The sequence below is a fragment of the uncultured Desulfobulbus sp. genome, from assembly GCF_963662935.2.
Lineage (GTDB): Bacteria > Desulfobacterota > Desulfobulbia > Desulfobulbales > Desulfobulbaceae > Desulfobulbus.
This window is the reverse complement of the sequence record NZ_CAXXTL010000002.1, coordinates 2,939,486-2,963,773: the sequence shown is the minus strand read 5'-3', so window position 1 is coordinate 2,963,773 and position 24,288 is coordinate 2,939,486. Positions and strand designations below refer to the sequence as shown.

Genomic DNA, 24,288 nt, shown 5'->3' with positions numbered 1-24,288 from the left:
AAAAGCTCCACCACCATTTCCCGGAGACGTTGTCAGGAAAATGTCTTCAGGGCAGCAGCGGAAACAGGAAAAAAACAGGCTCTGGCTGTGAACGGGTCAAGGAAACCAACTTGTATGGAAGGCTGCACTGTGCATGCCAGTAGGCGGTCCCGACGGTAACGGCAGGCATTCAGACTGCAGGCGAGCAGCGCTCAAGATGTCACTGCCCTGGCAGGAGGGCGCAAAAAAGAAAATTTACAGGGCGTGGCGAAAAACCTGAGAGGCGTACAGTTCTTTGAGAAAGGCAACGGACTCCTTGTCGAGATCGATGAACTTGATGCCCGTGATGTATTGCCCCTCTATCTTGCGGACATGCCGCACTTCAGCCTTGGCGACGACTTTCACCTGGCCAAGAAAAAAACCAACCTTAACGGGAAGATGGACCGCAAGTGGAATCGGCACCCCCAAGGACAAGCCTCCCTCGCTGAGGTCAAGCAGATGGGCGGTGCATGTTTGGCTGCTTGTTGCAAGCTTGACAAAAATCTCTTTCACTTCAAAGAGTTTGGCAAGAGCCTCCATTTTTATCCGGATAAACGATCTTTTATTATTGGAAGACTCGGGTTTATACTCCCAATCGATCGTCAGCCCATCCAACGAGGGTATGTCATCCCAACTTTTTTTTTCCATGCGGCGAACTCCAGCTGTCTCATAACAGCCCGTTGCCGAACAAAGCGTGATCGTCACCTTGCCGGTTTACTCCTCCTGTTTCTTCCTGATCCCCAGTGGATGCATTTTCACTTTCCCGGCATCTGCCCTAAAAGAGGGGATCAGGTGGAAGATATCTTCAACATGACCACCATCGTCATATTTCGCAACACATGATGTCAATTTTAGGCGAAAAAAATCAACCCTGTCCATAAAAACCTGTCGCCCGGGGCCCCGAGTAAATATTCGCTTGAAAGAGCGGCGCAATCGATGGCTTCAATAACCAGTGCAATCGGCCTGAACAGGTCCATTTGTCCTCTGCGCGAAAAGAGCTTGCGGCGACCACGTATTTGCACTATCAAGAACCATAGGTTCCATTCTTCAATAACATATTGATCTTGTGGAAGAATGATTAGAAATACCTGGCCGATTCATGCGCAATGGCCCGGCCAGGGAAGCGTCAAGCATAGAACCCTGCCCTGCTATGGCGACTTGAGCCCTCGACACCACTCCGGAGCCCCATGCACCTCTCACCCCTGCTCACCGATCTGTACGAACTGACCATGCTGGCCGGCTACCTCGAAGAGGGGATGGCCGACAAACCGGCGGTGTTTGATCTTTATTTCCGCACCAATCCCTTTGCCGGCGGGTACGCCGTGTTTGCTGGACTGGAACCCGCCCTGGACTGTCTGGAGAACCTCCATTTTACGCCGGAGGAGATCGACTACCTGGGCAGCCTGGGGCTGTTCAAGCCCCGCTTTCTGGCCTTCCTCCGCACCTTTCGTTTCCGGGGCACGATCAAAGCGCCGCCCGAGGGCACGGTGGTCTTTGCCAACGAGCCCCTGCTGACCGTCTCCGGTGCCCTGGCCGAAGTCCAATTGGTAGAAACCGTGCTGCTCAATATTATCAATTTCCAGACCCTGGTGGCCACCAAGGCGGCTCGCATCTGCCATGCTGCCGCCGGGGCCGAGGTGATTGAATTCGGCCTGCGCCGCGCCCAAGGGCCCGACGGCGGGTTGTCCGCTTCGCGCGCCGCCTGTGTCGGCGGGGTCAAGGGCACGAGTAACGTGCTGGCGGGCATGACCTACGGCCTGCCGGTGCGCGGCACCCATGCTCACAGCTGGGTGCAGTCCTTTGCCGACGAACTGACCGCCTTCCGCGCCTATGCCGACGCCTTCCCCGACAGCAGCGTGCTGCTGGTCGACACCTACGACACCCTCAAAAGCGGTGTGCCCAATGCCATCAACGTCGCTCGGGAACTGCGGGAAAAAGGCCATGAGCTGCGCGGCATCCGGCTTGATTCCGGCGATTTGGCCTATCTCTCCCGCGAGGCCCGGCAAATGCTCGATGCCGCCGGTTTCCCCGAGGTGCGCATCCTCGCATCCAACGAACTCGACGAACAGGTGATCGACTCGATCCGCGATGAGGGCGGCCGGGTGGACATCTACGGGGTCGGCACCAAACTGGCCACCGCAGCCGGAACCGGCGGCGTTGCCCTGGGCGGAGTTTACAAATTGGTGGCGATAGATGGCCAGCCCAAGATGAAAACCACCAGCGACCCGGCCAAGGCGACCCTGCCGGGCAGCAAGCAGGTGCTGCGCGCCGTCTCCCCTGGCGGCGCCTACATCCAGGATCTGGTCTGCCTGGCAGGCGAGGCGCTGGCAGGCGGGATGACCGTCTACGACCCGACCAATCCCCTCCGCCAGACCACCTTGCCGGCGGACGTCCGCTTGGTCGATCTGCGACTGACCGTGATGGCACAGGGGCAGCGGACTCTGGCCCCGGAACCGATCGACCGCATGGCCGAGCGCTGCCGCCGGGAGATGGACCTCCTGCCCCAGGGCTGCCGCCGATTCGTCAATCCGCACCACTACAAGGTGTCGATCTCGCCGCAGCTCAAAGAACTGCGCTGCACCCTGGCCCAGGCGGTCACCAGCGGGAGGAAAGATTGATGAACAAGACGACGGCCTTGCTCCTGGTGGATGTGCAGAACGATTTTTGTCCGGGCGGCGCCTTGGCGGTCCCCGAGGGCGATCAGGTGGTCGAGCCGCTCAACCGGGCGGTGGAACACTTTGTGGCCATCGGTCTGCCGATCTTTGCCAGCCGCGACTGGCACCCGCCGCAGACCAGCCACTTCCAACCCTTTGGCGGCCCCTGGCCGGTGCACTGCGTCCAGAACAGCCATGGCGCCGCTATGCATCAGGACCTGCGGCTGCCCGCATCCGTTGTTCTCCTTTCCAAGGGGATGGACGAGTCCGTCGACGGCTATTCCGCCTTTGACGGGATAACCGAGGAAGACAGGACTCTGGCGGATCTGCTCACCGAAAACGGCATCGACCACCTCTACATCGGTGGACTGGCCACCGATTACTGCGTGCGCGCCACGGTCCTCGATGCCCGAAAACGTGGCCTGACGGTGACCGTGCTCAACGATGCCGTCGCCGGGGTCGATCTGCAGCCGGGCGACAGCAAACGCGCCCTGGCCGAGATGCGGGCGGCCGGGGCCCGGATGCTGAGGGTAGCGGAAATAAATTTGATGGTTTCGCAATAGGTCGATCTCTGTCATCGACGAGCACCGCGAGGAGTAATATCAGCATAATTCTAGATATTTCTCGCTGCGCTCGAAATGACATCCGAGTAGATGCAACAATTCAGGATGCACATCGCGGGCATGGCCCGCTCCTACCCCAAGAGTATCGAGTCTGCTGGTAGGAGCGGGCCATGCCCGCGAACAAAGTTCAGTCTTGTGCAGCAATCTCCCCCATCCAAGATACAGGCTTTTTCGGTTGTGGCCTTTACATGACACAGCGGGGAATTTTTCCCATTTTTTACCCGCACCTTAACCCCTCACACTCCCGGAGGGATAGCTTGTCGTTAGAGTTTGTCCTAACAACTGGACATCCACAGTTAAAAATGATAACTTATCGAATTTGCTTCATTATATAAGTTCAGCTAACCTGGAAGCAAATCTCGTAATTTTGCCTAACAAGACTGTTATCTTATAGGATAAACATGAATCCATTCATAGGTCCTGAAATGTCAGAAATGTTCTCTGGCTATTATGGTTTAATTAAAAATGAGAGTGATAGAGGTGCAATTATAGTAGCTGTATCATTATTCGATGTTGGATTAGAGAAACTGATAAAAGCAACTTTAGTTAAATCGAACCCAGAAAACAATGACCCTCTTTTTTCTGGTCCTACAGCACCACTCGGAAGTTTTTACTCAAAAACAGAATTGGCATACAGACTTGGCCTATTGAGGAAAAATACGAGAGATATGCTTCACTACTTAAGAAAACTACGAAACGAATTTGCACATGAGACACATACCGTTTCGATGAATGATAAGCCTATAGAGGATAAAATAAAAAATTTATTTTTATATACTCCAGACATGTACACCATTTTAAAAGATGAGGTGGTGAGTAATGGAAATTTTATGGAAGTTGATATAGATAAAGACAAAATTATGGATCAAATACCAGTAAGACACCTATTCAACCTATACTTTGCTCTGAATGCTTCTGCTTTAAATGGTTCCCCGCACGAAACGGTGCGTAAAACAGCTTAACAAATTTAAAAGCATGAGTTCTTTTAGGTAGATAAAGGCCGGCCAGCCAATAATCTATCTACAGAGGAACTCATGCTTGTTGAACAGATAATCAAACAGACGGTTGATTTGCAAGGTTTTCGAGTACATACGGTCACCAAAGACTCCGATGGAATAATCGCTGAAATTCGTCCTGATGCCCGCCACAGGGTGCGATGCGGGTCATGCGGACATCCTGCCGTCTACCGGGATCGGCGAGAGGTGCGATTCTTTCGCCACGTGCCTCTGTGGAATATACCTGTCTGGGTCAAATATGTACCTCGTCGGGTGTCTTGTTCTCGATGTGGAGGCGTCCGCACGGAGAAACTTCCCTGGGTGACGGGCAAGCAACGCTTTACTCTTGCCTACAGTTGCTACCTGGCCAAGTGGGCCGAGATGCTGCCCTGGTACTCTGTCGCCAAACTGTTCAGTTGTGCCTGGGGTACGGTTGCCACAGCAGTCAAAAGCGTAGTGAAATATGGCATGGAGCATCGCGATCTCAGCGGCATTACGCATATTGGTATTGATGAGATTTCGCGGAAAAAAGGTCATGTCTACCTCACCAATGTGTACGATCTCCGCTCAAAAACCTTGATCTGGAGCGGGGTTGAAAGAACCAAAGATACCTTGCGCAGCTTTTTCAACTACCTCGGGCCAGAGCGGACAAACAAACTCCAGGGCATCTGTTGCGATATGTGGAAGCCCTATGTCGAGGTGATCAAGGAATGTGCTCCGCAGGCAACTCTTGTTTTTGATAAATTTCATATCGTTCGCCACCTGATGGAAGCGGTTGATCAAGTCCGGCGAGATGAGATCCGAGAAAAAGGAAAGGAACACAAGGAGCTCATGAAGGACAGCCGGTATATCTGGCTTAAGAATCCTTGGAACCTTACGCCGAAGCAAAGGATCAGACTCAGCAGCCTTGAGCATATGAATCTGAAGATCAACAGGGCCTATCTCCTCAAAGAGCGCTTTCGAGATTTATGGTCCTATAAGACAAAAACCTGGGCCAGGAAGCACTTGAAGCAGTGGTTTTGGTGGGCAACGCATTCTCGCCTGGAACCCTTACGCGAGTTTGCCTGGATGGTCCGACGCCATGAAGAAAACATCCTGACCTGGTTCCACATGCCCATCAGCAACGGCACTGTCGAAGGGCTCAACAATAAAGCCAAAGTCGTCAGCCACAAGGCCTATGGGTTCAGAACAGCTGACCTCTTTATCTGCAACCTCTACCACTGTATGGGCAACTTACCGGCCATACCGCTCATGCACCGTTTCATGTGAGGAACCCTTTAAATAGAGTATATTTGACAACAAAGCAGATTGATGAATTAGAATAATAAGAAAATATAAAGATAAGCTGGTCAACATGGACTCGCTGAAGCTCACCGGTCACACTCCACCTTAGCCGCACATGGAAAATAAACCATCTATCACCGCAACCGATAGCGCATACATTGGCCAAGTATTAATGGCAATGGCCGAGTGTATGAGCGCAGGCTTGTCCAAGTTCTCTGGCTGGATGCTAGTTGGGTATGCAGCAATTCTCGGCGCGCTACTTGCAAACATTGATTCAGCTGCCAAATTCCTCGCACCCGACACGCTTAGCAGACTGGCTATATTGTTTTCAGGGGCTGTCCTCCTAAATCTTTTTCAGCGCTACTCTGCTGCAGTCGTTTCCTCAAGCGCGGAGGTTGGCAAAAAAGTGAAAGAGCAACCAATTCCTCAACACATCGACATCGTTGTGTTTTTGACAGAGTTAGAACATGCCACGCTTTGGCCGGCACGATTGATGGTGCGTCGTTCTAATCGCAAACTCCTGGCGGGCGATCTAGCAGCCGGAGGCCGACTACTTTCTACATTTGCTCAAATCGAGGCTTGGTTAGTTTTTGCACAAGTTCTTGTTTCTATCGCTGCAACCTTGGTGCTTGCCTTTGGCCTACGTGGCTAACCCTTTGGTCAACTGGACGGTTACCTCCAACGTTAAAATGGCAACAAACAAAGAGTGATAAAAAATCATGCCAACCATCTCTATTACCTCCACCCTGGCCATCGATGCTTCCGAGGTTGAACTGACCTCCATCCGCGCCCAGGGTTCGGGCGGCCAGAATGTCAACAAGGTTTCCAATGCGGTGCATCTGCGCTTTGATATCAGCGCGTCCAGCCTGCCCGAAAGCTACAAAACCCGATTGCTCGCCCTGCACGATCAGCGTCTGACCGAAGACGGGGTGCTGGTCATCAAGGCTCAGGAGTTCCGCAGCCTGGAAAAGAATCGGGAAGCGGCCCTGGAGCGGTTGGCCGAGATCATCCGGGCGGCAGGAGTGGTGCAAAAAAAGCGTCGCCCCACCCAGCCGTCCAAGGCGGCCCGCAAGCGGCGGGTGGAGAGCAAGGTCCGGCAAGGGCGAACCAAGGCCCTGCGCCGCAAGCCCGATGAATGAAGGTTGCTTGCCGTGAGCGGCCAAATGAGGTAGTTTGCCCGCATTCGTCGCCCCATCCCTTTCTCCCTTCTGCCGCATCAATTGTCCATGAGTGTTGCCAACCCCGAACTCAAACTGGCGGAAGCCTTTGTCGAGCACACCAACTGCGCCGTCTTTCTCACCGGCAAGGCAGGCACCGGCAAAACCACCTTTCTCCATGCAATCAAAAAACAAACCCACAAACGGCTGGTGGTCACCGCGCCCACCGGGGTGGCGGCCATCAACGCTGGCGGCGTCACCCTGCATTCTTTTTTCCAGCTGCCCTTTGGCCCCTGCCTTCCCGGCAGCGAACTGCACAGCGGCCAGCACCGGGTCAGCCGGGAGAAACGCAACCTGATGAAAAGCCTCGACCTGCTGGTGATCGACGAGATCAGCATGGTCCGGGCTGATTTGCTTGACGGGGTCGACTCCGTCCTGCGCCGCTACCGCCGCTCCGAGCTGCCCTTTGGCGGGGTGCAGGTGCTGATGATCGGCGACCTGCAGCAGTTGGCGCCGGTGGTCAAGGAGGCGGAATGGCATTTGCTGAACCAGTATTACGAGTCACCCTATTTTTTCAGCAGCACGGCTTTACGCAAGCTCGAGCTGATTCCGATTGAACTCAAGCACATCTATCGCCAGTCGGACCAGCGCTTCATTGACCTGCTCAACCAGGTGCGCGACAATCGCCTCGACGCGGCCAGCCTGGAACTGCTCAATTCCCGCTTTCAGCCCGATTTCTCGCCGCGCGAAGAGGACGGCTACATCACCCTCTGCACCCACAACGGCAGCGCCGACGCCATCAACCGCACCAAACTCGACGCCCTGCCCGGCACCAGCCGCCGGTTCGAGGCCGGGGTCGAGGGCGCCTTTCCCGAATACGCCTACCCCACCGCCGCCAGCCTGGAGCTGAAGGTGGGGGCGCAGGTGATGTTTGTCCGCAACGACTCCTCCCCGGAAAAGCGCTATTTCAACGGCAAGATCGGCACGATCAGCGGCATGAGCCGCGAGAAAATCAAGGTCGATTGTCCGGGGGAAACCGAGCTCATCGAGGTCGGGCCGGTCACCTGGGAAAACATCGAATACAAGGTTGATCCGGAGACCGCCGAGATCTCGCAGAAGGTGATCGGCAGCTTCAACCAGCATCCGCTCAAACCGGCCTGGGCCATCACCATCCACAAAAGCCAGGGACTGACCTTTGACAAAGCAGTGATCGACGCCCAGGCCGCCTTTGCCCATGGGCAGGTCTATGTGGCCCTGAGCCGTTGCCGCACCTTCGAGGGCTTGGTGCTCCGTTCGCCGATCTCGCCCCGCGCCGTCAAAACCGATCCGGTGGTGCTCGATTTTATTGCTGCCATCGAAGAGCAAGGGCCTACCGAGACGACCCTGGCAACCGCCAAGATCCGCTACCAGCAGCAGTTGCTGCTCGAATGTTTCGATTTCCAGACCCTGGCCCGGCTGCTGAACCGCCTGGTCGGGCTGATCCGGGGCAATGCGAGCATAGTGCAGATGACCGCCGCAACCGATCTGTTCGATGTCCAGCAGCAAACCCTGGAGGCCATCTGCACCGTTGGCGACAATTTCCGGCGGCAGCTCCAATCCCTGTTTGGTGCAGACCGGGAACCCTCTGCCGACCCGGTGGTGCTCGAACGTCTCGTCAAAGCCGGCAGCTATTTTCAGGAAAAATTCGAGACCATCCTCAAACCCTGCGTCGAGGGCTTGGAAGTCGAATCGGACAACAAAGAGGTACGCAAGCGAATCGTGGATGCAATCAAGCTGGCACGGCAGGAATGCGCCAGCAAGCTGGCGGCGGTCCTTGTTTGCCGGGATGGGTTTTCGCCCTCGCGCTATCTCCGCGCCCTGTCGACCGCAGCCATGGAGGCGCAGCAGACCACAACCAAGTCCAGTTCGATCTATACCGAGGCGGACGTCGGCCATCCGGAGCTGTTCCGCGAATTGCGGCAGTGGCGAAATGACAAGGCCAAGGACGCGGGCATTGCCCCCTTCCAGGTGCTGCACCAGAAGACCCTGATCCAGATCGCCGTCTTTCTGCCTGACAGCCTCCCGGCACTCAAGGCCATCAAGGGCATCGGCAAACGGCTGGCCGAGAAATACGGCCCGGAAATCGTTGCCATGGTGGCCGGGTATCGTATAGAAAACGGGATCGAAGCGGTTATCCTCCCCAACCCCACCGCCATCGGCCCGACCGGCGAGCCCAAGAAAGCAGGAAAAAAAGAGGACACCAAAACCCTCAGCCGGGAGATGCTGGCAAGCGGCCTCTCTATCATGGAGATCGCCCAGCAGCGCGGCCTGACCCCCCAGACCGTCGAGGGACATCTCGCCTTTTTCGTCAAGACCGGCGAACTGGCCATCGACGGCCTCATGCCGGCAGACCGGTTGCGAGAGCTTGAGGAACGCATCACCAACATCCAGGCGCGCTCCATCAAGGATCTGAAAATCGCCCTTGGCGACGACTTTTCCTACGGCGAAATCAACCTGATGCTTGCCCACCTGGAACACCGAAACAACCAATAACCTCTGCTTTTCCCTCTGCCTTCTCCCCCGCCAAACTTGGCCATTTCCATGGTCGAATTACACCTCGGCGACAATATTCCTTGCACCACAAGGGCTTCAGGAAAACACTGAAAAAGCCTTGACTTACGCAACACTCTCACGTAAAAATTAGGACAAATACGGGCGTTGCCCGCAGCGCCCCACACCTCTCTCCCCACCACGCAAGGAGTCTTTCCCCCAACCCCACTACCCAGGAGGTTCCCATGAACAAAAAAGCACTCTGCATCGGCATCAACGATTACCCCGGCACCCAAAACGATCTCTCCGGTTGCGTCAACGACGCCAACGACTGGGCCGCGGAACTGACGACCCGAGGCTTCACCGTCCACAAGCTGCTTGATGCATTGGCGACCAGGGCAGCCATGATTGCAGCTATTGGCGGTTTGATCGATGGGGCGGCCAAAGGGGACAGTCTGATCTTCACCTACTCCGGCCACGGCACCTGGGTGCCGGACACCAACGGCGACGAGCCCGACGCCCGCGACGAGGCCCTCTGCCCCTACGATCTGGCAAGCAAAGGCGCCCTGCTCGACGACGACATCCATGCCCTGTTCACCCGCCGCGCTGCCGGTGTGCGCATTGTCCTTATTTCCGATAGTTGCCATTCGGGCTCCGTGACCCGCGGCTCTGAGGAAGACCTCGATCCCGGCGTTCCCCGCGTCCGTTTCATGCCGCCTGAAGCCTGGATGCCAAAGGATCAGCTACCCGCAGCCCGAGTGAGCGCGACGCCGCTGCGCGGTGGACTCACCCGCTCCGGCGGCGACCTCTTGCTGGCCGGCTGCCTGGATACCGAATACAGCTACGACACCAGTTTCAAGGGCCGGCCCAACGGCGCCTTCACCTATTACGCCCTCAAGGCCCTGCACGATGCCAAACCGGCGACCTACGAAACCTGGTTCACCAAGATCCGCGCCTACCTCCCCTCGACCCGGCTGCCGCAATCGCCCCAGATCTTCGGCACGAGAACGGCACGTCGCTTCAAGATCTTCGAATAACGTGCCATGGGAGGCCGGTGAAGCCCTACGAGATCGCTCGCACCAGCTCAACCGAGCCTCCGCAGCCAAAGGTGGACGGTAAACTCAACAGCAGACCAACGACACGCTGTGGCAAAGCGACATTTTTATGGCCAACCCGGCGCTAACCTGATAATGGTCCCATGGCTCTGTCTCCAAGCATTTCCGGGACAGGGTCACTGGGATCGCCCCAGCCCCGTCTATCGGGATTTGCTCCTACCCGGAAATCGCGGTTGGATCAAAGCGCTTTGAATTCGGTCGCGGGAAGCGTGAACACGGAACCGTTTTTTCACCCTTTAACTTCAACAAAAAAGAGATTGATGCAATGAACCACCTGTTGAGATTGCCCCTCACGGCAACCGTCACCGCACTCCTGCTCACCACCCCGTTGATCGCCACAGGGTATGCCGAGGAGGCCGAAAAGCCCAATCCGCTTCGCTTCTATCAGGGCGAAAACAACAGTTTTCTGCAGGCCTCCGTTGGCTTTGACCTCGCGTTTTTCAATCAGGGCAACGCCTGGTTCGGGAACGATAAAGGGAACTTGAATGGGGAAAATATTGATTCCTGGTGGGAGTCGCTGGTCCGCCTGGGGCTTGAAGGCAACTATACCCTGCCTAATTCACAATCTTTCTATGCCAAGGTCGACGCGGTCCAGGCCAATACCTTTGGCGGTATCGATGTCGGCGGGACCAATGCCGCCGAGGGGGACGTCAGTTCGCTACGCTTCGACAAGGCCTATGCCGGCTGGCGTTCAGGCAATCTGTTGAGCACGCTCGGCGAGGATTTCCTCGACATCTCCTTTGGCCGGCAGATCTATGCGGTCGGCAACGGCTTTCTCTTCACCAGCGAAGGCGAGGGTGGTTACAAACGGGCGGCCTGGTATCTCGGCGGCCGGAAAAGCGCTGACTTTGCCGGCATTATTCGCATGAAATCAGGTCCCTGGTCCGGCGACCTCTTTTATTTTGAAACTGACCGCATCAATGACTTTACCGCCCAGCACTTCAGCGATTTTGACACCCGGGCAGGCGGGGCAACGACGGACTACGCCTTCAGCGATTCAGCGCATCTTGGCGGCAGCCTCTTCGCGCTCGATTCTGAAGACGAGACCCGCGATGGGATGAAGGTCTACGACATCCGCGGCGACATCAAACCCTTTGCGGTCGCCGGTGGCCCCGAGGCCCTGCACCCGCTCAAGTTCGAGGCGGAATATGCCCATGAGGACAAAGATAACAGCCTTGATAACGGCAACGGCTGGTACATCGCCACCAGCTACCAGTTCGGCAAGGTGCCGTGGAAACCGGAACTGACCTACCGCTACGCCATCTTTGACGAGAACTATGATCCCCTGTTCTACGGCGGCACCGACTGGGGCACCTGGTATCAGGGCGAGATTGTCGGCGAATATGCCCTGGGCAACAACAATCTGGATACGCATATGATCCGGCTCAAGTTCCAACCGGTCGAATCGCTGACGGTCAACCTGTTTTATTTTAATTTCAATCTCCATAAACCGGAGGCGTATGATGTCGTCAGCGATGACTATGCCGATGAATGGAACCTGATTTTCGACTGGGCGGCCACCGATTACCTCACCTTATCCCTGGTTGGAGCGTACGCGACTCCAGATGACGGCGCCACGCAGTTACATGGCGGCGATGAGGATTGGACGTCCATGATGTTGTACGGTTGCGTCAAGTTTTAAGGGCAGAATGACCGCCTTGCTTGAGTGTGCTCAATGCAGGGAGAAGAAAGAGACGGGAGGGTGCAGCCTTCCCGTCTCCCCATCGTTTCATGTTCGATCCCTGCAGGTAAAGTACCTGCGGATGTCAGGGGAAAGCCCTAAAAATCCTTGCAAAGGTTCCATTCATCCATCAATCCTGAATTTGCCTGTTGCACAGCCTGTACCGAGCCGGACCATCAAACCTGAACAGTTCCACTTTTTTCAACGCTCATTGCACCGCAAGGATTTCATTACCCTGGTAGCGCCACAGAGATTCCCATAGCCTGGCCGATTCTTTTCCGGCTGGAGAGCGGCCATCCGCCGACACTGTCGGCGGGTAAGCCCTGCCCCCCAATGCATACCCAAGGAGGCAAACATGAGTACATCCACCATCACCCTGCAGATTGAAGGTTCAACTGCCAGCAAAGGAAACGTCGCCGGATGGACGGCCGAGACGTATCGCCTCGACGGGGCAGTACGGGGCGCGGAATCGGCCCTGCCCAAACTTGACCTCCAGCCCGATACCGTTCTGGAACTGCAATTGGCAAATGGCACCCGCATCCTGGTCGCAGCCGAGGATGCAAAGCGGTACCTCGGCCCGGCAGTCAGGGGTGGGGAGAGCACGGAGGGAACCATCACCGTCAGTCAGGCCCTGCGCCTCACCGGTCCTCGTCTGCCCGACGGCCTCTCTCGCGAGGGCATTGGTGCCTGGATTTTGAAAGGGTTGCGCGTCTTCCGCACCGGCCCGGCGGGCATGACCGCCTTGATTGCGGCGGGCAGTTTCCAGGACGCACGGCTTGAGCACCGCAATGGCCTCTATCGCTGCGCCACTGACCGCTGGGATCTGAGCAAGGTGGAGCAACTGCCCACTTCTGGCGAACCGACCCTGGTGTTCCTCCACGGGACTGCCTCTTCCTCTGAGGGCAGTTTCGGCGGCCTGTGGGAGAATTCCAAATACCTGGATAATCTGGTCAAAACCTATGGTCTACGCATCTACGCCCTGGAGCACCGCAGTCTCACCGAAAGCCCGATTGCCAATGCGCTGGACCTGATCAAAACCCTCCCCCAGGGTGCCCGGCTGCATCTGGTCAGCCATTCGCGCGGCGGCTTGGTGGGTGAACTCCTAGCCAGGGCCAACAGAATTGGCCAAGATCCCTTCACCGAAAGTGAGATCGCTCGTTTTCTCGAACTGGGTGAAAAAACAGGGCGCCAAGGATTTGAGATTGACGCCGGACGGTTGCGCGAACTCAACCAAGAGATGCTCAGTCGCAAGATTCGGGTAGAGCGTTTTGTCCGGGTGGCTTGCCCAGCACGTGGCACCACCCTGGCATCCGGCCGACTCGACCGCTGGGCCAGTGTCATGGCCAACCTGCTCGGCAAGGGACTGGAAGCGGGCGGCAAGGCCGTGCCCCTGCTCGAACCGGTGGTCAAAGGTCTTGAGCTGCTGCAAAACTTCCTCCTGGCCGTGGTCCGCGAACGCACCGATGCCCGCATCCTCCCCGGCCTGGAAGCAATGATGCCCGACTCGCCCCTGGTGGGCCTGCTGAATGCGGCAGACATCCGCATCGATGCACCCCTGCATGTGCTGGCTGGCGATTTTCAAGGCGATGGCCTGCTTCCCTGGCTGGGCGACTGCCTCTCGGAAATCTACTACGGCGGCCAGACCGATCTCGTGGTCAACACCCCCTCGATGAGCGGCGGCGCCTTTCGTACCATGGGGATCATGCAAAAAAGCCTGACCGGCCCGGAGGTGCACCATCTCAGCTATTTCCGCCGCGACGAGAGCGCCCTGGCCTTATTGGCCGCCCTCCGGGGCGAGGACAAGGACTTCACCCTCATCGACGGCCCATCCCAGGCGGTGATCAGCCGAAGCGGCATTGAGATCAAACGCCGTGATCAGGCCCCCATCGTTTTCCTCCTGCCCGGCATCATGGGCAGCCACGTTCAGACAGGGACCAACCGCATCTGGTTCGATCCGCTCAGCCTCTGCGGTGGCGGCATGGAGCGGTTGCGCATCGATGCCCCCAACATCAGCCCGGACGGGTGGCTGGATCGCAATTACGAAAAGCTGGCCCGCTTCCTCGCCGAAACCCACGAGGTGCGCCCTTTTGCCTACGATTGGCGCCAGTCGATCAAGGAATCTGCCCTCCGCTTCGGTACAGAGCTGGACCCGGCCATGGCCGAGGCCAAGGAACGGGGCAAGCCCGTCAGGATTGTCGCCCACTCCATGGGCGGATTGGTGGCGCGACTGGCCCTGCAGGACCGCTGGTCTAAATTTAAGGCCCTGCCGGGTAGCCGCCTGCTGCAACTTGGTACACCCAATAAAGGCTCGCATTCCATTGCGGCCGTGCTGCTGGGTCGGGACGATTTTGTCCAGGCCATAGAGCACTGGTTCGACTGGAAGCACGACATGCGCGCATTTCTGGAGATTGTCCGCGATTTTCCCGGCGTGCTGGAGATGCTGCCCTGGCCGGGGGAAAACGGTCTGGCTGCCGATGGTCTTGATTATTTCAACCCCGAGACCTGGCGAACATTCTACGATGCGGACCGGGACGAGAAAAGGGACACGGCCTGGATACCGCCGCAGGACGGGCCGCTGGCCGCTGCACGAGCAACCGTTGCTGTCTTGAGCGGGGCCAAGCTCGATCCGGAATGCTGTTTGTATGTGGCCGGCCAAGCGCCGACACCGATTGCGGTTCGGTGCGAACAAGGCCGGGTAGAAATTGGCAGTACCAGCGAGGGTGATGGCCGGGTGCCGTGGACAACTGGGATTCCAGCCGGTGTGCCGGTCTGGTACACGGACGCCATGCACGGTGATCTTGCTAATCATGAGCGGGCCTTCGAGGCCTACCGGGAACTTATAGAAACCGGCAACACCCGCCAGCTGCCACGGAGTTCAGCCGGGGCGAGGGGCGAGGCTGTACCGATCTTCCGGGCGCGCGGTCTGACCGGGGGTGGTCTTTATCCCAGCGCCGACGAGGTGCTGGCCGCCGCCACCGGCGGGGCAAGGCCGAGACGACGGACCAGGGAGAAAGGAGAGGCGCCGGTGGTCATCGAGGTCATCCATGGCAGTCTGGCCAGCGCCGAAACCCCGGTGCTGATCGGCGCTTATGCAGGCAATACCCTCTGCGGCAGCGCCAAATTCCTCAACGATCACCTTGACGGCCGCCTGGAACGGGCCGGAAAAATCGGCCGCTATCCCTGTCAGGTCGGCAGCGCCATGGTCTTCCGCCGGACCGAGCCGACTGCCAAACCAGCCGGAGCCATCGTCATTGGCCTGGGCGTTCTCGGCGACCTGCTGCCCGGTGCCCTGACCCAGGCCCTGAGTCAAGGTTTACTCGAGTATGCCCGCATTATGGAACAGCAGTGCGAGGCCGATCCGTCGCAACCCGAACGACTCGCAGTCTCCTCACTGTTGGTGGGCACCGGTTTTGCCGGCCTGCCCATCGAATCCGGAGCACGCTGCCTGCTCGAGGCCCTGCGGCGGGCCAACCGGGCCTTGCTGCAATCGGCAATGAAGATCCGAATCGGCCACCTGACCCTGTTTGAGGAGGTTGAAGGCCGATCCGTCGCCGCCGTCCAGGCCCTGCGCGATCTGGTCGGCGAGGCACGCTTTGCCGAGGTAGCCCGCTTCGAAGGCCGCCTGCGCGACGGCCAGGGCGGCTACCGCGGCCGGTGTCAAGCTAGCGGCGGACAGCAGGGTATGTACCGGGTCCATATCGTCGCCGATAACGGCAGCCTGCGTTTCACTGTGGTCACCGATCGAGCCCGCAACGAGGTCAGTGCCGAACCCGACCAACGCCAGGCGGTGGATGGGTTGATCCGCTCCGCCACCCGCAGCACCATGGATCAGCCCGGTCTGTCACGGGCCCTGTTTGAGCTGCTGGTGCCCAATGGGATGAAGGAGGCGGTGGCCGATCTCCGAACCTTGATGCTGTCGGTGGACACCAAGGCTGCGGCCTATCCCTGGGAACTGATGCGCGATACCGACCAGCCCGGCGAACCACCCCTGGCGGCCCGGATTGAATTGGTGCGCCAACTGGCCACACCCCACGGCCGCGGCCGGGTACAGGTCGTCACGGAAAAACGGACCCTTGTTGTCGGCGACACCCAGTCCGGCCTGACGGAACTGCTCGGTGCCCAGGCAGAGGCCAAAAATGTGGCCGAATACTTCACCCATGCCGAATATGAGGTCAACGAGCTCTGTCGGCCCATGGCCCAGGAGGTCTTCGACGGCTTGTTCAACGGCCACTACCGCTTCGTCCATCTGGCCGGACACGGCATCGTCAACGACAAGAAAACCGGCTGCACCGGGATGGTGCTCGGGCCGGAAACCTATCTCACCAGCGCTCAAGTGAGCAAGCTCCGGCGGGTGCCCGAGTTTGTGTTCATCAACTGTTGTCATCTCGGCAGCATGAAAGAGGAGGCGGAGCAACCCTGGGGCGAGTTGGCCGCCAACCTGGCCACTGAATTCATCCAGATGGGCTGCAAGGCAGTCATCGCTGCTGGCTGGGCCGTGGACGATCAGGCCGCTTCCACCTTTGCCCGCATCTTCTATGAGGCGATGTTCAAGGGAATGCGTTTTGGGCAGGCTCTGCTTCAGTCGCGCACCGAGACCCATCGCGATCATCCCCAGACCAACACCTGGGGGGCCTTCCAGGCCTACGGTGACGAGCAGTACCGCTTCCCCGATGTCGATGATGCAAAAGAAACGAAACCACTTGAATACGTCCATCCCAGCCACCTCATTGCCGACCTCGAGATGCTGGGAGCGCGCCTCAAGGAGGCCACCCCGGCTGAGCGGCAGGATTTCTACCGTAAACAACTCAAGGCCATCGAGAAGGCCGCCCGCGGCACCGATTTCCAGCATGCCGGGGTCCGGGAAAAACTGGCGGTATCCTGGGCAGAACTGGGCGACCAGGAACGCGCCATCGGCCATTACCGAGCGGCGTTGAGCTTTGAAGACGCGGACTTGAGCCTGCACGCCCTGGAACACCTCGCCAGCCTGGAGATCCACCACGGAGCCGATCTGTTGGAGTCCAAGGATACGGACAAAAAGAAAGAAGAGGAGCAGCGAAAAAAAGGTAAAACCTCTATGGAAATGGGCCGGGAGCAGTTGGAGCAACTGATTAAGCTCGGCTCGACCACCGAACGGTTGACGCTGTTGGGCTCATACTGGCAACGATGGACCCGGGCGAACGTGGTGCACGGGAACACCAAGGGGATCAAAAAATGGTTGGCCGAGATGGAGGAGGCTTACTGGAAGGCCGCCGTGCACAGCAACAAACGCAGCGGCAGTTGGGAGTATGCCCCGCTGTTCAATGCCCTGGACGCCGCCTTTCTTCGTGCCAGTTGGGGCGAGCGCGAGCCGATGGACACGCTCTCCAGTCAATTGCCGGACCTGCTCCGAGCAGCTGCTGAAAACGGACGCCGCCGTTTTGCCGAACAACGAGAGCTCTGCCACGCCCTGGCGGAAATCGAAGCCGAACGAATCGATGCCCTCTGGGCCTGTTTGGAGGAAACCCGCCAACAGGCAAGCCTGACTGAACCGGAAGTGTTCAACCGGCTGGCCAGCCAGTACCGCCAGGTGCTGAACCGCCTGGGCGATGCCCGCGACCCGGATCCAGCAACCCATCGATTGCGCTTGGTCATCGCCCTGCTTCCGGAGGATGAACCGAGCAGGACTATCAAGGAAGCCTTACAGCGGTTGGTCGAAAAGATCATGCGGAGCCAGTGAGCCTTCCAGGTTTTGATCTCAGAGGCACCGGTAACGGAATGTATGTCTACTCGCCCCAAAGGGAAGCCGAAACCTTATGGCTTGGGATGCACTACCGCAACCGCTGCTCACCAATCATCAATAAAGAAAATAACTCGCAAACCGGGCTCTTATGTTCCAAACCAAAAAAAGCCCTGCACACTAACAAGGAGAAAACATTATATGTCCGGTGGGTACACGCACATTACGCTCGTCCAATTGGCCATTGAGGAAGCCGTGCATCGCCGTGGCGGCCTGTTGCATCCGGAGGCCAAGCAGGCGCTGGGGTTGTGGAAAAAATTTTGCATAGTCGGGTCAATCGCTCCCGATTATCCGTATCTCGATGTTCTTCATGGCACCTCCACCCAGTGGGCCGACGCCATGCACAAGGGGCAGGCCGTGACCATGATTCGCACGGGCATTGCCGCCATTCGCGCTATTCCGGAAGCCAACAAACGGCAGAAATGCCTGGCCTGGTTGTTCGGTTTTGCCGCCCATGTCGCTTCCGACGGCACCATTCATCCGGTAGTCAACCTCAAGGTCGGCCCCTATGAGCAAAACAAAACGAATCACCGCAGCTGTGAGATGTCCGAGGATGTTTATGCGCACAGACGGCTCAACCTGGGCGTGCTGGATTTCAATCGCCAGATATCAACCAATGTGTACGACTCCTCCGACATCAACCATCAGGAACAGATGGACCCCGATATTGCGGCACTGTGGCGGGAGGCGTTGACAACAACCTATCCGCAGCTCGGCAACCCGGACGTGCACGCCTGGCATACGGCCATGCGGAAGATGATGAAAATCGGCGAAAGCGGCAATGTCCTGTTTCCCTTTGCCCGCCACGTTGCCGCCAATCTGGGGCTTATTTATCCGGCTGCCCCTGAACCGACATACATTGATGCACTCAAAGTTCCCGGAGATCGCTCCATGCCCTTCGAGGAAATTTTCCAGAAGGCGCTCGGCAATGTCATCGAAATGTGGGGCTGGATGGCCTTATCCCTGCAAAATCAGCCTTCACCGCTGGACACCCTAAAAAGCATGAGCCTTGATACCGGATTGGATACAGATGGCCGAATGGTGCACTGGAGCTAATGATATGAAACGACACTTCTTCTTTATTCTTGCCGCGTTACTCCTCCTCAACGCCTGCTGCACACCCGGCAACAAAGGACTTCCTGGCGACGAGGAGCGCGGACGCTTGTCCACCAAAATGGTCAATCTGAGTGCAGCGGTTGACGCCTCTTTCTCTGGGCTCGCTGCGCCTCCTCAAGAAAGTGATGCCGTGCTCCTGCAGCAGGCGACCCAGCACGACCCGCGCCTGTTGGCAGCCGAATTCTCGTCGTATCAATTGAAGGTGCAGTACCAGAACCCGTACGCCGTTGTCCTGCTGTGCACCCAGGACGGCCGAGCCATCATGGAAGACGCTGGCTGTTCCGCCCGTCTAGACCGGCAGGTGCGATCCGAGGCCCCCTGTCAATTCACCCTGCGCGTGTTGCAGGGGTGCCAGGTGCAGGGAGCTGATGCACCGTAACTTATTAACAGGAGTCCAACCGATATGAATATACTCGCCATCAACGGTAGCCCGAGAAAGAAATGGAATACCGCCACACTGCTGGAAAAAGCGCTCGAAGGGGCCGCCGCGCAAGGGGCGGAAACGAAACCGAACTGGTCCATCTCTACGATCTTGACTACAAGGGCTGCACCAGCTGCTTTGCCTGCAAGATGATCGACGGGCCAAGCAGCGGCCGCTGCGCCATGAAGGACGAACTCCGTCCGCTGCTGGAGAAAATCGAGATGGAGGTCGACGCCCTGATCCTGGGCTCGCCGATCTACTTCGGCTGCATAAGCGGCGAAATGCGCTCCTTCATGGAGCGGCTGCTCTTTGCGCCGCTGATCTACAGCCAGCCGCCCCGTTCGGTCTTCCCGCGCACCATTAAAACAGCCTTTGTCTACACCATGAATGTCAGCGAGGAGGTGAGCCGGCAGATCGGCTACGAGGTGATGTTCAATTCCACCGAGGCCTCACTGAGCCGTGCCTTTGGCAGTGAGGCCGAAACCTTATGTTGCTTTGACACCTGTCAATTTGCCGATTATACCAAGGTCATCATGGAATACATGGACCCGACCAAGAAAGCGGCGCGACGGACAGAAGTCTTTCCCTTGGATTGCCAGAGGGCTTTTGAACTGGGACAACGGCTGGCAATCAAGGACTAACCACTACTTTTCCCGACAAAAGGATTGGTCATGCGCATTCTCCTTCCCGCACTCATCTGTCTGTTCCTCGCGGCGCCCTGTTGGGCAGGCGAGACCTTGAACACCGTCCTGGCACGCAAGACGATCCGCTGCGGCGTCAGCCCTGACATCCCCGGTTTAGCCCTGCACGATGCGCAGGGCCAGTGGTCGGGTATGGATGCCGACTTCTGCCGCGCTGTGGCGGCGGCGGTTCTGCAAACCCCGGACAAGGTTTCCTTTCTGCCACTCCCCACCCGGGCCAGGTTTTCCTCTCTGCTCAGCAAGGAGATCGACCTGCTTTCCCGCAACACTTCCTATACCCTGGGCCGAGAGTCGCAATTGGGCGTGCTGTTTGCCGGTCCGCTCGTCATCACCGGCCAAGCTTTTCTAGTTCGCAAGGAAGACAGCAGCAAGGGCTTGGAGAGCCTGCGCAACGCCAAAATTGCCGTGATCAAAGGTTCGACCCATGTCCATAATCTTGAGGATCTGGCCGTAACCAGTAATCTGCAATTCCAACCGGTTCTCTTCGATGGTCTCGAGCTGGCTGCCCGCGCCTTTCTCGACGGCCAATGCGCAGCCCTGACCAACGATGCCACCGTCCTTGCCGCCGTACGCCTGCTCGCCCCAAAGGGTGAACAATCCCTCACGCTTCTTCCCGGACTGTACTCCCGGGAGATTATCTCACCGGCAGTGCGGCAGGACGACATCCAATGGCTCATGACGATCAAAGCAGTCCTCTCGGCCCTGGTCACCGCGGAAGAGCTTGGTGTAACGAGCGCAACCCTGCAGGCAAGCCAGGGAAAACCTGATTCAACCTCAGTCACAATTTTTTTCGACCGAACCGACGTCTTGGCTACCCCGCTTGGATTGACGCCAGGCTGGGCTGGGCGAGTGGTTGCAGCTGTCGGCAATTATGGCGAGATGTTTGAGCGCAACCTAGGCAGAAAGGGCCCGCTGAAACTCGAACGCGGTCCCAACCGGCTGGTGCGCGACGGCGGCATGATCTACGCCCTACCGTTCTAATTCCCGCCTTCCAAGAGGACCACGCCCATGCCTGAATTTCACGCCTACGCCATCTACGCCGTTTTTGGCGGTGTCATCCTGTGTATCGCCTTCAACCTGATCGACATGACCCTGGCCGGGTTGCTGGGGTTAAGTTTATTGACCGTCTTCGGGGTTATCGATCAGAAAGATATCCTCAACACCGTCCTCGCCTCCCAGGGTTCGCTGGCCCTGCTCTTCGGCGGCATGGTGGTGGCCCGGGTCCTGGGGCCCACCGGTATCTTCGATCATGTCGGCACCCGCTTTCTCCTCCTCACCAAGGGGAGCGGTAAACGATTTCTGCTCATGCTGGCGGCCATGGTTTCGGTGATCTGCGCCATCCTGCCCAACGCCACAGCGGTGATCCTCATTGCCCCGATCGTCATCAGGGTCTGCCGCGAATTCAAGGTTGACTTTGTCGGCCCGATGGTCTTCACCGCCATGCTCAGCAATTCCGCCGGCCTCCTGACCCTGGTCGGTGATCCGGCCACCTTCCTCGTCGGCCAGGCCATGGGCCTGAGCTTTATGGCCTATCTGCAAAAGGTCAGCCTCGGCGGAGTGATGGCCATTGCGGTCCTGATCCCGCTGATGCCACTCCTCCTGCGGCCGATCTGGCAGACCCGCTGCATCCTGGCCGAAGACCTGCGGCCCAGGCCCGTCGACAGGCCTCTGTTCTGCCTTTTTTCTCTGCTCACTTTGGGCATCATGGTGGCCCTCTTTCTCATCGGCGAGAATATGCCCAGCCCCATCCTGCCACCCTCGGCGGCGATCATCGGCGCCAGCCTGGCCCTGCTGGCAATCCACGCCACCAGAGTCGAACCGGTGGAAAACGTATTGCGCGATGTCGACTGGAAGACGATCATCTTCATCTTCTGCATGATGTGCTTTGTCGAGGAAATCACCAAGACCGGTATTCTTGGCGGTCTCTCGCGGCAGATGTTCGATCTTTTCGGAGATAATTTATTGATAGCCGGGATGTTTCTTTTGGCTGGCATCGGCCTGGCCTCCGGCTTTCTTGCCAACATCCCGGTGGTGGCCGCCGCCATTCTCATGACCAAGGGATATCTGGTGCTTTTGCAGATAGTCCCTGAAGAAGCCCTGGGGATCGGCTTCACCGCCTGGCCGGCCCAATCGTTGCCGGTTTTCGTCGCCATGATGTTCGGCGGGACCCTGGGCGGCAACGCCACCCTGATCGGGGCTTCGGCCAACCTGGTCAGTGCGGGTATTTGTGCCACCAACGGCCAGCCTATTTCCTTCACTACTTTTCTGCGTTATGGTGTGCCGGTCACTGTCTGTCAGTTGGCGGCTTCGGCGGTGTATGTCTGGATACTCACCCTGAGGGCTGTTTGACCCCCTTTACCGAGCAACAATCCCCTGCCAGACAGGGGTGGATGAACTCTTGGATATACGAACGATTATTCTCACCCTCGCCTTTGGCAATTTTGTTTTCGGCGTGGTGCTCATTCTGCTGCAGAGGCATGAGGAACAATCCCAGCGCAACCCTTTTTGGATCGCAGCCAAATTCCTGCAGTGCACCGGCTGGCTGCTTCTTGCCGGTCGTGGCACCATCGCCGACATCTTCAGCTATACCCTGGGCAACTTCTGTCTGATCAGCGGATTTGCCTACGAATGCTGGGCCCTGTTCCGTATCTCGAATCGGCCGGTTCCCCTGGTCTACCAATGGGCAGGCCTTGCCTATGCACTGCTGGGTATCTTGGCCGCCACACCGCTGTCGGCAACCGGGCGGCTGGCCGCTTCGACCCTGTTGTCCGCGCCAGTCCTTGTTCTCTCGGCTTGGGCGATCTTCCGTAGTGGTTGGTCCACCTCGTCGCTGCGCGCCTATATGGGATGGAGCACCCTCCTGCTGGCCGTGGCCGCCTCTCTCCGGGGCATACTCGCCCTCACCACCAACGGCGAATTCGTGCTCTTTTCCCAAAATCCCATTCAATTCATCAGCTTTTTCATCCTGTTCTACATGATGCTGGCCAATGGCTTCGGCATGCTGGTGTTGTCCAAGGAACAGACCGATCTGCGTTTGCAGGAGGTGTTGAAAGAACAGAAAGCGATCCTCGACACTCTGCCGACGGGGCTCTGCATTCTCCGCAACCGGGTTATCGAGCTGTGTAACCCGGCCATGGAAGCCATGTTTGGTTTTGCCCCCGGAACCCTGCAGGGTCAATCGGTGCGCTCCCTGTACGAGAATGACGAGATTTTCGAAGCCTACGGCCGCAGCATCTACGCCGAAATAGCAGCGACCGGCCGCTTTGAGGGGGAGGTGCTGTATCAGCGCCAGAATGGGGAACGATTTTGGGCCAAGGACCATGGCCGGACTATAATTTTGGGCGAACGCCCCGAGGCCTACACCGTGTTTTCCATCATAGACATCACCGAACAGAAGAACCAGCAGGAGCTGCTGACTCGTCAAAAAGAGGAACTCGAAGCGACGCTGGCACGGGTCAAACGGCTGGAAGGGATTATTTCCATCTGCATGTATTGCAAAAAAATCCGCACCGAACAGGAATCGTGGGAGCAGTTGGAAAAGTACATCACCGAGAACAGCGACGCGCTTTTCAGCCACGGCATCTGCCCGGAATGCTATGCTCGATCACTGCGGGATCAAATCTGGTCCTGAGCACCAACAAACCGCCCCCCATCACACCATGCTCCTTGCCACCGAGCTCATCCTCACGATTACCCGGCAACTCCCGATCAACCGGCGGGGCCTTCACGGTCTCGCCCACTGGGCCAGGGTCTACGAAAACGGCCGGCGGCTGGCGGAAAGGACTGGGGCTGCCCCAGAGGTTGTGGCCTTGTTCGCGCTGTTCCACGACAGCAGGCGATTCAATGAACACGCCGATCCCGAGCACGGGCCGCGCGGAGCCATGCTGGCTGAGCAATTGCGGGGGACCTCTTTCCAGCTTGACGACGAACCCTTTGCTCTCCTGCTCACCGCCTGCCGCCTCCACACCGGAGCGCGAACCCATGAAAACATCACCGTGCAGACCTGTTTTGATGCCGATCGCCTGGATCTTGGCCGGATCGGCAAGACGGTAGACCCACAATTCCTCTGCACGCAAGCCGCCAGAAATCCGCAGATCATCGAATGGGCGACCGCTCAAAGCATCGCCGCGATCATCCCGGAGAATGTCATTGGCAACACCCTGCGATCACTGGAATAATCACCCGAGCAGCAGCAAGAAAAACCAAAAAGCTTTCTTT

17 protein-coding genes and 1 pseudogene are annotated in these 24,288 nt (G+C 57.9%); 17 read left to right on the top strand and 1 reads right to left on the bottom strand.

The window, feature by feature from the left end:
* Positions 1–234 precede the first annotated feature (234 nt).
* Entirely contained in the window at positions 235–666 is a 432-nt protein-coding gene (locus tag ACHZCX_RS17415; protein WP_319588470.1) for a PilZ domain-containing protein, read from the bottom strand.
* Between the two features lie 539 nt (positions 667–1,205).
* Here ACHZCX_RS17415 and ACHZCX_RS17410 point away from each other — a divergent pair.
* The 17 genes and pseudogenes from ACHZCX_RS17410 to ACHZCX_RS17330 all read left to right on the top strand — a co-directional run bounded on the left by ACHZCX_RS17410 (position 1,206) and on the right by ACHZCX_RS17330 (position 24,248).
* Complete coding sequence (locus tag ACHZCX_RS17410) at positions 1,206–2,636, top strand: nicotinate phosphoribosyltransferase (RefSeq protein WP_319588469.1); 1,431 nt, start codon at positions 1,206–1,208, stop codon at positions 2,634–2,636.
* Positions 2,636–3,235 carry a nicotinamidase gene (locus tag ACHZCX_RS17405; RefSeq protein WP_319588468.1) on the top strand — a complete coding sequence of 200 codons (600 nt, stop codon included), beginning with the start codon at positions 2,636–2,638 and terminating at the stop codon, positions 3,233–3,235. Before ACHZCX_RS17410 ends, ACHZCX_RS17405 begins: the two co-directional genes overlap by 1 nt.
* Positions 3,236–3,696: 461 nt before the next feature.
* Positions 3,697–4,257: a hypothetical protein gene (locus ACHZCX_RS17400; RefSeq protein ID WP_319588467.1), complete on the top strand. Its 561-nt coding sequence runs from the start codon at positions 3,697–3,699 to the stop codon at positions 4,255–4,257.
* Positions 4,258–4,329: 72 nt separating this feature from the next.
* Complete coding sequence (locus ACHZCX_RS17395) at positions 4,330–5,559, top strand: ISL3 family transposase (RefSeq protein ID WP_319585207.1); 1,230 nt, start codon at positions 4,330–4,332, stop codon at positions 5,557–5,559.
* A gap of 130 nt (positions 5,560–5,689) precedes the next feature.
* Positions 5,690–6,226, top strand: a complete 537-nt coding sequence (locus tag ACHZCX_RS17390) for a hypothetical protein (protein WP_319588466.1) — start codon at positions 5,690–5,692, stop codon at positions 6,224–6,226.
* 67 nt (positions 6,227–6,293) lie between these two features.
* Positions 6,294–6,713, top strand: coding sequence for an alternative ribosome rescue aminoacyl-tRNA hydrolase ArfB (gene arfB / locus ACHZCX_RS17385; RefSeq protein ID WP_319588465.1), 420 nt, complete (start codon positions 6,294–6,296; stop codon positions 6,711–6,713).
* A gap of 87 nt (positions 6,714–6,800) precedes the next feature.
* Positions 6,801–9,263 carry a helix-turn-helix domain-containing protein gene (locus tag ACHZCX_RS17380; protein WP_319588464.1) on the top strand — a complete coding sequence of 821 codons (2,463 nt, stop codon included), beginning with the start codon at positions 6,801–6,803 and terminating at the stop codon, positions 9,261–9,263.
* A gap of 242 nt (positions 9,264–9,505) precedes the next feature.
* Positions 9,506–10,297 (top strand): caspase family protein, encoded by a 792-nt coding sequence (locus ACHZCX_RS17375; RefSeq protein ID WP_319588463.1) that lies wholly within the window; start codon positions 9,506–9,508, stop codon positions 10,295–10,297.
* Positions 10,298–10,640: 343 nt separating this feature from the next.
* Positions 10,641–12,017 carry a hypothetical protein gene (locus ACHZCX_RS17370; protein ID WP_319588462.1) on the top strand — a complete coding sequence of 459 codons (1,377 nt, stop codon included), beginning with the start codon at positions 10,641–10,643 and terminating at the stop codon, positions 12,015–12,017.
* A 394-nt stretch (positions 12,018–12,411) separates the two neighbouring features.
* Entirely contained in the window at positions 12,412–17,772 is a 5,361-nt protein-coding gene (locus ACHZCX_RS17365; RefSeq protein WP_319588461.1) for a CHAT domain-containing protein, read from the top strand.
* Positions 17,773–17,973: 201 nt separating this feature from the next.
* Complete coding sequence (locus ACHZCX_RS17360) at positions 17,974–18,888, top strand: zinc dependent phospholipase C family protein (RefSeq protein WP_319588460.1); 915 nt, start codon at positions 17,974–17,976, stop codon at positions 18,886–18,888.
* 4 nt (positions 18,889–18,892) lie between these two features.
* Positions 18,893–19,327 (top strand): hypothetical protein, encoded by a 435-nt coding sequence (locus ACHZCX_RS17355; RefSeq protein WP_319588459.1) that lies wholly within the window; start codon positions 18,893–18,895, stop codon positions 19,325–19,327.
* Positions 19,328–19,351: 24 nt separating this feature from the next.
* Positions 19,352–20,010, top strand: a pseudogene (locus tag ACHZCX_RS17350) (flavodoxin family protein).
* Between the two features lie 30 nt (positions 20,011–20,040).
* A complete protein-coding gene (locus ACHZCX_RS17345; protein WP_319588457.1) occupies positions 20,041–21,051 on the top strand; it encodes a transporter substrate-binding domain-containing protein in 1,011 nt (336 codons plus the stop codon).
* 27 nt (positions 21,052–21,078) lie between these two features.
* Positions 21,079–22,419 (top strand): SLC13 family permease, encoded by a 1,341-nt coding sequence (locus ACHZCX_RS17340; RefSeq protein ID WP_319588456.1) that lies wholly within the window; start codon positions 21,079–21,081, stop codon positions 22,417–22,419.
* A gap of 49 nt (positions 22,420–22,468) precedes the next feature.
* Positions 22,469–23,701 (top strand): PAS domain S-box protein, encoded by a 1,233-nt coding sequence (locus ACHZCX_RS17335; protein ID WP_319588455.1) that lies wholly within the window; start codon positions 22,469–22,471, stop codon positions 23,699–23,701.
* Entirely contained in the window at positions 23,667–24,248 is a 582-nt protein-coding gene (locus ACHZCX_RS17330; RefSeq protein ID WP_319588454.1) for an HD domain-containing protein, read from the top strand. The genes ACHZCX_RS17335 and ACHZCX_RS17330 overlap by 35 nt, the downstream gene beginning before the upstream one ends.
* Positions 24,249–24,288 lie beyond the last annotated feature (40 nt).